This window comes from Streptococcus sp. (genome assembly GCF_032481935.1).
Lineage (GTDB): Bacteria > Bacillota > Bacilli > Lactobacillales > Streptococcaceae > Streptococcus.
On the sequence record NZ_JAWERU010000108.1, the window covers coordinates 1 to 1,443 of the forward strand.

The 1,443-nt window shown below is 38.0% G+C and carries 2 protein-coding genes; both read left to right on the plus strand.

What is annotated here, in order from left to right:
- Positions 1-538, plus strand: a 538-nt coding sequence (locus E7C97_RS09595; protein WP_316109087.1) for a hypothetical protein, incomplete at its 5' end; no start/stop codon positions are given.
- Between the two features lie 56 nt (positions 539-594).
- The coding region (locus E7C97_RS09600; protein WP_398581246.1) for a DUF445 family protein at positions 595-1,443 on the plus strand (849 nt) is incomplete at its 3' end.

Consider the following 1,443-nt stretch of genomic DNA (forward strand, 5'->3'; position numbering starts at 1 on the left):
AGTAAGTGAATCAATTTCTGAATCAGTAAGCGAGTCAGTCTCTGAATCAATTTCAGAATCAGTAAGCGAATCAGTTTCTGAATCAGTATCAGAGTCAGTAAGCGAATCAATCTCTGAATCAGTATCAGAATCAGTAAGTGAATCAATCTCTGAGTCAGTCTCAGAATCAGTAAGCGAATCAGTATCTGAGTCAGTCTCAGAATCAGTAAGCGAATCAGTATCTGAGTCAGTATCAGAATCAGTAAGTGAATCAATTTCTGAGTCAGTCTCAGAATCAGTAAGCGAATCAATTTCTGAGTCAGTGTCGGAATCAGTATCTGAGTCAGTCTCAGAATCAGTAAGCGAGTCAATTTCTGAGTCAGTATCAGAATCAGTAAGTGAATCAATTTCTGAGTCAGTGTCAGAATCAGTATCAGAGTCAGTAAGCGAGTCAATTTCTGAATCAATCTCTGAATCAGTATCAGAATCAGTAAGCGAATCAATTTCTGAATCCGTATCTGAATCAGTTTCATATCTGAATCAGTTTCAGAGTCAGTAAGTGAATCAGTTTCTGAATCCGTATCAGAATCTGTATCAGAATCAGTAAGCGAGTCAATTTCTGAGTCAGTATCAGAATCAGTAAGTGAATCAATTTCTGAGTCAGTGTCAGAATCAGTAAGTGAATCAATCTCTGAATCCGTATCAGAATCAGTAAGCGAATCAATTTCTGAATCAGTAAGCGAGTCAGTCTCAGAATCAGTCTCAGAGTCAGTGTCTGAATCAGTAAGTGAATCAATTTCAGAGTCAGTATCAGAATCAGTAAGTGAATCCGTATCTGAGTCAGTATCAGAATCAGTAAGCGAATCCGTATCTGAGTCAGTATCAGAATCAGTAAGCGAATCAGTTTCTGAGTCAGTATCAGAATCAGTAAGTGAATCAATTTCAGAGTCAGTATCAGAATCAGTAAGCGAATCAATTTCTGAGTCAGTGTCGGAATCTGTATCTGAGTCAGTCTCAGAATCAGTAAGCGAGTCAATTTCAGAGTCAGTGTCTGAATCAGTGTCAGAGTCAGTTTCTGAATCAGTAAGTGAATCAGTGTCTGAATCAGTAAGTGAATCAATTTCAGAATCAGTAAGCGAGTCAATTTCTGAGTCAGTTTCAGAATCAGTATCTGAATCAATTTCTGAATCCGTATCAGAGTCAGTAAGCGAATCAGTTTCTGAATCAGTCTCAGAATCAGTAAGTGAATCAATTTCTGAATCAGTCTCTGAGTCAGTAAGTGAATCGGTATCAGAATCAGTAAGCGAATCAATTTCTGAGTCAGTATCAGAGTCAGTAAGCGAATCAGTTTCTGAATCGGTATCAGAATCAGTAAGCGAGTCAATTTCAGAGTCAGTTTCAGAATCAGTAAGTGAATCAATTTCTGAATCAGTCTCTGAGTCAGTGTCTGAATCAGTAAGCGAA